We start from the raw sequence: 7,559 nt of genomic DNA on the forward strand, positions 1-7,559 counted from the left end.
CCGCGATGCCCGGGTTGAAGGCCCTGCACATCATCACCGGCCTCGGCGTCGGCGGCGCGGAGCAGCAACTCCGGCTGCTGCTGCGCCATCTGCCCGTCGACTGCGACGTCGTGACGCTCACCAACCCCGGCCCGGTGGCCGAAGGGCTGACGGCGGACGGCGTCCGCGTCGTCCACCTCGGCATGTCCGGCAACCGGGACCTGTCCGCCCTCCCCCGCCTGGTCCGCCTGATCCGCAACGGCGGCTACGACCTCGTACACACCCACCTCTACCGGGCCTGCGTGTACGGCAGGATCGCCGCACGCCTCGCGGGTGTCCGGGCCGTGGTGGCCACCGAACACTCCCTCGGCGGCACCCAGTTGGAGGGCCGCGCCCTGACCGCCGGTGTGCGCGCGCTGTACCTGGCCAGCGAGCAGCTGGGCCGGGCCACGGTCGCGGTCTCGCCCACGGTGGCCGCCCGGCTCAAGGGCTGGGGCGTGCCCGAGCCCCGCATCGAGGTCGTACCCAACGGCATCGACGTGGCCCGATTCCGCTTCGACCCGGCCGTCCGCGAACACACCCGCCGCCGGCTCGGGCTGCCGGAGGGCGCGTACGTCGTCGGCGGCATCGGCCGGCTGACCGCGGGCAAGCGGTTCGGCCTCCTGATCGACGCCCTCGCCCAACTCCCCCGCGACTACTGGCTGTTGCTCGTCGGCAGTGGCCCCGAGGAGAGCGCGCTGCGGCACGCCGCGCAGCGGGCCGGGGTGTCCGGCCGGGTGCTGTTCACGGGTGAACGGCCCTACGAGCCCGACGACCCCCGCGACCTGGATCTGCCCTCGCTGACCTCGGCGATGGATGTGCTCGCCTCGCCGAGCTCGGAGGAGTCCTTCGGTCTGGCCGTCGTGGAGGGCCTGGCGGCGGGGCTGCCGGTGCTGTACGCCTCCTGCCCGGCCGTCGAGGACCTCCCGTCGCGTCTCGCCGCCGGGGCGCACCGGGTGCGGGGCGGCGCGGACGCTTTCGCCCGCGCCCTGGCCGAGACCCGCGCCCCGACCGGGGCCGGACGGTCGCGCCCGACGGACCGCCGGCCCCCCGCCGCCGCTCGCCACTACTGCATCACGCGCACTGCCGCACGGCTCATGGACGTGTACACGGCCACCGTCACCTGCTCGTCCCCGTCACGCCCGTCACCCCTAGGAGTGACCCCCTGATGACCTCCAAGACCGAATCCCCGACCACCTCGGCGACCCCGGCGACCCCGCACCGCCGTCGGCGGGCGCTGCCGCCGTGGTCCCTGCTCGCGGCCGGCGTCCTCACCGGCGCCCTGGCCGGCGGCGCGTACGGCGTCCTCACGCCGCCCACCTACTCGGCCACGGCCTACGTCGTCGCCGTACCCACCGCGAAGTCGGACCCGCAGGCCGCGCTCGGCTTCGCCCAGGCGTACGGCCGGGTCGCCACCCAGCTCGCGGTGCTCGGGGACGCCCAGGTGTGGGCGGGCGTGCCGGTACGGACGCTGCGCGAGAGCGTGCGGTCGGCGACCTCGCCGGACGCACCGATGGTCGCCGTGACGGCCACGTCCGCGCGCCCCGATCTCGCCGCCGACATGGCCAACGCGGTCTCCCGCTCGATGACCCGGCACGCCAACACCACCAAGAAGGCCACGAACGTCGAGCTCCTGCGGTTCTCCCGGGCCGTGAAGCCCACCGAGCCGTCCTCGGCGTCCACGACACTGACCGGCCTGGTGGGCGCGAGCGCCGGCGGCCTGCTGGGCGGTCTCGCGCTGCTGGCCCGCCCACGGCCCGCGGCCCAGGGGCCCCGTACGGCCAGCGTGCCCGGCCCCGCCACGGCCGTCGACGCACAGGGACAGCTGTGAGCGGGGTACGACGCGCCGGAGTCGGCGCCCTGCGAGTCGAACTGGGCACCGAGGAGCGGGAGTTCACCGCCCTCGGCCCGGCCTGGGGACGGCTGTACCGCAGGTGTGGTGCGGCGACCCCGTTCCAGAGCCACGCCTGGCTGCACTCGTGGTGGACCTCGTACGGCACACCGGGCCGACTGCGGTTGGTGCTGGTGCGCGACGGCGATGAACACGGCGAACTCCGCGCGGTCGCACCGCTGATGAGGGCCGGGGGTCCGCTGCCCCGGCTCGTCCCGCTGGGCGGGGCGATCTCCGACTTCGGGGACGTGCTGCTCGACGACGAGCATGCCGACCGGGCGGCGGCCACGCTCGCCGAGGCGCTGTCCGGGGCCGCCCGCACCGCGCTGATCGACTTCAGAGAGGTACGGCCTGGCGGCGCGGCCGAGCGCGTGTACGAGCACTGGCGTGGACCGCGCCGCCGGGTGCCGGACTCGCTCTGCCTGGAACTGCCCGGCGTATCGATGGATGAGCTCACGGGCCGGCTGTCCGCGGAGAAGGTCCGGCAGGTGCGCGCCAAGCGCCGCAGGCTGGCCAAGCTGGGTGTGAAGCCCCTGGTCACGCCCTCCGAGGAGGTGGACGCGGCGATGCGGCGGCTCATCGCGCTGCACCGGCTGCAGTGGCAGGGCCGCGGGGTGACGCCGGAGCACCTCCACGAGCGGTTCGCCGACCACCTCGTGCGCTCGGTCGGCCCGTTGGTGCGTTCCGGCGACGCCGTAGTCACCGAGTTCCTGCTGGACGGCGAGGTGGTGGCCGTCGACCTGACCCTCCTGTCACCGCGTATGGCGGGCTGCTATCTGTACGGCGCCCATCCGCGGCTGCGCGAGCGGAAGGCGGACATCGCCGTGATGCTGCTGGACGCCTGTACCGGGTACGCCGCCGGTGGCCGAAGGACCCTCAACCTGCTGCGCGGTGACGAACCGTACAAGCATCGCTGGCACCCCGAGCCCGTCGTCAACCAGCGGCTGCTGCTGGCCCGGCGGAGCACCGCCCTCCTGATGTCGGCGGTCATCGGCGAGGTCGCCGCACGCAGCCGGGCCAGGGACCTCCTGCGCGACTGGAAGGAGCGGAAAGAACGGAGGGGCGGCAGGAGGTGAACCTCCCGCTGCCCCTCCGGGCCGGTCAGGTCACCACAGACGCGACCACCAGTCGAAGCGGACACAGAGCCTTCTGCCGGTCCAGTACTCCACCCAGTCACCCAGGTCCATCCACTCACACTCACGGCCGGGCAGAGGCACCGCCGGGGGCTCGGACGTCGGCAGTGGCACGGGCCAGACGGGGTTGGACAGCGCGGCCCGGTACACCTGGGCGGCCCGCGGGTTCCGCCGGCACTGCCACATACCGTGCGGGCAGTAGTCGGTGATCGTGTGGTACACCGGCTGCTGCGCGTCGATCCAGGCGAGCATGCGCCGCATGTACTCCGCGTTGTCGCCGTTGCGGAACAGCCCCCACTCCGGATACGAGATGGGCTTGCCGTGCGCCTTCGCGAAGTCCACGTGATGCTGCAGCCCGTACGGCTCAGTCACCTGCCCGTCGAAGGACATCCCTCGCGGCTGGTCGTACGTGTCCATACCGATGATGTCGACCGTACTGTCCCCGGGATAGCACTCCGTCCACGGAATGGCGTCGAGCCCGCGACTAGGCGTGAAGTCGAACCGGAACTGCTGCCCCGTCACCGACCGCATGACCGTGACGATCCTGTTCCAGTACGTCTTCCAGGCCTCCGGGTCCGGCCCGCACCGATGGGTGTACGTCGAGCCGTTCATCTCCCAGCCGAGCACGACAATGGTGTCGGGCACCTTCAACTCGACCAGCCGCTCGGCCAGACGGCGGTAGTGCGCGTCGAACTCACCGGCCGCGCCCCGCTGCAGGAGAGCACGGACCTCGGCATCGGGCACGCCCTCCTCGTTGCGCTCCAGCATGGGCACGTTGAGCACGAGCATCCGGTCCTGACTGCCCCGGCGCCAGGCCGCCCAGGCGTCGAGGAAGGAGGGGTCGCCCTCGATGTTGCTCCAGCGGTCGCCCGGCAAATACGTGTGCCCCACGCGCACTTGAGCCCCGTTCAGCCACTGGCTGAAGCGGGCCATACGGGCCACGCCCCGGGGGCCGTAGTGGAGGTAGGCGCCGAAGGCGGGTCGGGGGGCGGGCTGTACGAGCGGTGCGAGGGGTGCGAGGGGTGCGAGGGGTGCGATGGAGGCCGTCGCGGAAGGCACTGCCGGTACGGGCGCCAGCGGGACGGGCGCCGACTGTGAGGATGCTGACGGTGCAGGCGTCGTCGGCACGGGTACCGTCGGCGCAGGTGGCCGGGCGACCTCTTCGGTCTCGGTGGCGCCCGCGGTGTGTCCCAGCCCCGGTACCAAGGCGGCCGAAGCGAGAAAACCGGCCGCGAGGTATACGGGCCATCTTTTCCGGCGGCGTTGCTGAGTGGCCATGACTGCCCCTTTCTCCGCTGATCGGCAGCAGCCGTATCGCGCGCACTGCCACCCGTTTATCCGAATACACTCCGGTGATCAGTCATATGTATGCCCGCACTATCAACCCACTTCTCCGCCTTTGCCCACCCTGACCACCCGCACGAGTGAGACATGGCCGAGGAAAATCAAGCGAATGCGCCGTGCCCCCTCCGTTCCACCACGGAATAGGGAGGCCGAAAACGCACTCGGGTGCCGGACGTAACACGTCCGGCACCCGGAGCAGAGCACTGCAACTACCGACGGGACGCGGCCCGGGCTCGTCGGTACACGATGACGCCACCCGCAAGCAGCAGCACGGCACCCGAGGCCGCGATCACCTCCGCGCCGACGCCCGTGTCGGCGAGGGACGGCTTCTCCGACGGCCGGTCGTGCGACGGCTTCACCGACGGCTTGTCCGAGTCGTCGCCGTAGCCGCCCTCGTCGTCGTAACCACCTTCGTGGTCGTGGCCGTTGTCGTCGCCATGACCTTCCGGCGAGTCCGAATCGTCGCCGTGGCCGGCGTCGTCGCCATGGCCGGCGTCGTCCTTGGCGCTGTCATCCTCGCCGTAGCCGCTGTCGCCTCCGTCACTGGCATCCTTGCCATGGTCGGCGTCGTCCTTGGCATCGGCATCCTCGCCGTAACCGGTGTCGTCGCCATGGCCGTTGTCGCCCTCGGCATCGGCATGCTCACCACGGTGGGCGTCGTGCTCAGCACTGGCATCCTCGCCACGGCCGGCATCGTCCTTGGCATCGACCTCCTCCTCATGGTCAGCGTCGTGCTTGGCACCGGCATCCTCGCCGTAGCCGCTCTCGCCCTCGGCATTGGCATCCTCGCCATGGTCGCTGTCGTGCTTGGCATCAGCGTCTTCGCCATGGTCGACATCGTCCTTGGCACTGGCGTCCTCGCCATGGCTGGCGTCGTGCTTGGCATGGGCGTCCTCGCCGTAACCGGTGTCGTCTCCATGGCCGTTGTCGCCCTCGGCGCTGGCGTCCTCGCCATGGCTGGCGTCGTCCTCGGCATCGGCCTCCTCGCCATGGACGGTGTCACCCTCGGGATGGCCCTCCTCGCCATGGACGGTGTCACCCTCGGGATGGCCCTCCTCGCCATGGTCGGCGTCACCCTCGGGAGCAGCCTCCTCACCATGGACGGCGTCGCCCTCCGGAGCAGCCTCCTCGCCGTAGCCGGTGTCATCGCCGTAACCGCTCTCGGCATCGGCATGCTCACCATGGCCGGCGTCAGCCTTGGCATCGTCCTCCTCGCCATGGCCGCTGTCGCCCTCGGGATGGTGCTCCTCGCCGTGGACGGCGTCACCTTCGGGATGGTCCTCCTCGCCATGGTCGGCGTCACCCTCGGGATGGTCCTCCTCGCCATGGTCGGCGTCACCCTCGGGTGCGGCCTCCTCACCGTGGTGGACGGCGTCACCCTCGGGAGCGGCCTCCTCGCCGTAACCGGTGTCGTCGCCGTAACCGTTCTCGCCCTCGGCATCGGCATGCTCACCATGGCCGGCGTCGCCCTTGGCATCAGCCTCCTCGCCATGGCTGGCGTCGCCCTCGGTATCGGCCTCCTCGCCGTAACCGCTGTCGTCGCCGTAACCGCCGGTCTCCTGGTCCTCGCCGGGCTCGGAAACCTGAGGGGCGCTGGACGATCCGCCCGCGTTCTGGCCGCTGACGCTGGCGCTGGCGGACACCTCGGAGTGCGAATCGGCGAATGCCGTGATCCCGTACATGGGCAGAATGCTTGTCGCGGCAGCCGCCACGAACATTGCCCTGCTCAGCTTCTTTCGCAATCTCGTTGTCTTCCTGTGCGAAGAAATGGGGAAAATCCGGTCCCGGGCCCGAGGAGACAGTCCTCAGGCCGGCCCGCGCCACAGGCCGGAATCGAGCGGGAGCGCGCGACAAGTCGCAACGCGGCATCGAAGCCAGTCAGAACGATCCCTGCAGGATGTATCCGTGTCCTGCACGAGTGGCGGGAGGACTGGATCTCCCGCGTCAGCGCTTCCTCCTCTTCTTTCGACTGTGTCCCGAGACGGCTTCCCGCCTCCCGTAATTTCGCCTCAGCTTGATCTTCTGGCTGGTCCAGCGATGGGACCCGGTGAAGTGCCAGTACCGACAGTCCGAGCATCGGTAGATACGGTCGGGGATTTTCTCCAGCAACGGCTGCTTGACCAGCCAGACCCTCGCCTCGGATTCAGTGCGGAACGATGCTTTCCCGCTCTCCGGACAACGCGGCAAGATGATCGTATCACTCATATTCTCTCCGAAACGGGATCCGACTCGCATTCGACGTGCAGAGAATGACGGGTCGATACTGCATCGGCGGTAATTCCTCCGCCAAGCAGGTGACATCCTTACGGACTAGCATCCATCCATTTTCATCCGAACGGCCCCGTATGGCGACTGATACGAATTACGCCGATCGGAAGATATTCGGGTCGAACGGTGGTTCACTGAACCGCCGATCACAGAAAAGAGTCAGCGGCCACCTGGAGAGATGGCCGCTGACTGCCTGTATGGGGGGGTTGACTCCGCGCGCGCACGGAGGGGAGATCCGGTACGGAATCGCCTCAATCAGCGGCGCGGAGCGGCCACCGTACAGAAGTTGCCGACGTTCGTAATGCTGTCTCCGAGGACACTGACCGACGGGGCGATTGTGACCACGGAAGAGCGGAATGCCTGCTCACATTCCACAAGCTGCGCGTCCTGGGCGGTCACGTCGGGCTGGTCGCCAGAATCGCCGGCCTGTGCGGTCCCGGCGCCCGTCAGGCCGATGCTGCCGACGACGGCAGTGACCAGCACGACCTTCTTGAACCTGCGCATACATGTCTCCAGATGTTTGACTCACGGCCATTACGAAACGTCATGGCCTCAACTACGCAGAAAGGGGAGGTCGAGCTATTCCTATCCCGACCTCCCCTAGCGCGAGTCGTTGGTTCTCTGCCCCGTGACCCCGAACAGACAGATCGATCAGGGTGTAAGGCACGGCGAGGACCGGGGAGCGGGTCTCGCACTGGAGGTACGAGACCCAGCTCTTCACGGCATCCTGAATCAGTCGCCGATCACCGTGCAGAAGTTGCCCTGCGCCACCTCCGTGTCGCCGATGAGGTCTCCACCACCGGTGCCGATCAGGGTGCCCTCTCCCCCCTCGAACGTCTGGTCGCACTTCACGTTCTGCAGGTTGTCGATGTAAACGCCGTGCGGGTACGGGTCGTCGTAGCCGC

The 7,559-nt window shown here is 69.6% G+C and carries 6 protein-coding genes; 3 read left to right on the plus strand and 3 right to left on the minus strand.

The window, feature by feature from the left end; genetic code table 11:
* Positions 1-5: 5 nt before the first annotated feature.
* The 3 genes from F3T56_RS38775 to F3T56_RS38785 are packed head-to-tail and all read left to right on the plus strand — an operon-like array spanning position 6 to position 2,985.
* Positions 6-1,187, plus strand: a complete 1,182-nt coding sequence (locus tag F3T56_RS38775; RefSeq protein WP_149830169.1) for a glycosyltransferase — start codon at positions 6-8, stop codon at positions 1,185-1,187.
* Complete coding sequence (locus F3T56_RS38780) at positions 1,187-1,849, plus strand: YveK family protein (protein WP_149830170.1); 663 nt, start codon at positions 1,187-1,189, stop codon at positions 1,847-1,849. Before F3T56_RS38775 ends, F3T56_RS38780 begins: the two co-directional genes overlap by 1 nt.
* Entirely contained in the window at positions 1,846-2,985 is a 1,140-nt protein-coding gene (locus tag F3T56_RS38785) for a GNAT family N-acetyltransferase (RefSeq protein ID WP_149830171.1), read from the plus strand. Before F3T56_RS38780 ends, F3T56_RS38785 begins: the two co-directional genes overlap by 4 nt.
* Positions 2,986-3,015: 30 nt before the next feature.
* Here the strand turns inward: F3T56_RS38785 and F3T56_RS38790 are convergent, their stop codons facing one another.
* From F3T56_RS38790 to F3T56_RS38800, 3 genes are all read right to left on the minus strand, one after another.
* Entirely contained in the window at positions 3,016-4,320 is a 1,305-nt protein-coding gene (locus F3T56_RS38790) for a glycoside hydrolase family 26 protein (protein WP_172639349.1), read from the minus strand.
* 275 nt (positions 4,321-4,595) lie between these two features.
* Positions 4,596-6,068 carry a putative sodium/potassium/calcium exchanger gene (locus tag F3T56_RS38795; protein ID WP_149830172.1) on the minus strand — a complete coding sequence of 491 codons (1,473 nt, stop codon included), beginning with the start codon at positions 6,066-6,068 and terminating at the stop codon, positions 4,596-4,598.
* Positions 6,069-6,909: 841 nt separating this feature from the next.
* Positions 6,910-7,158, minus strand: coding sequence for a hypothetical protein (locus tag F3T56_RS38800; RefSeq protein ID WP_149830173.1), 249 nt, complete (start codon positions 7,156-7,158; stop codon positions 6,910-6,912).
* Positions 7,159-7,559: the final 401 nt, after the last annotated feature.

The organism is Streptomyces tailanensis (assembly GCF_008386495.1).
GTDB lineage: Bacteria > Actinomycetota > Actinomycetes > Streptomycetales > Streptomycetaceae > Streptomyces > Streptomyces tailanensis.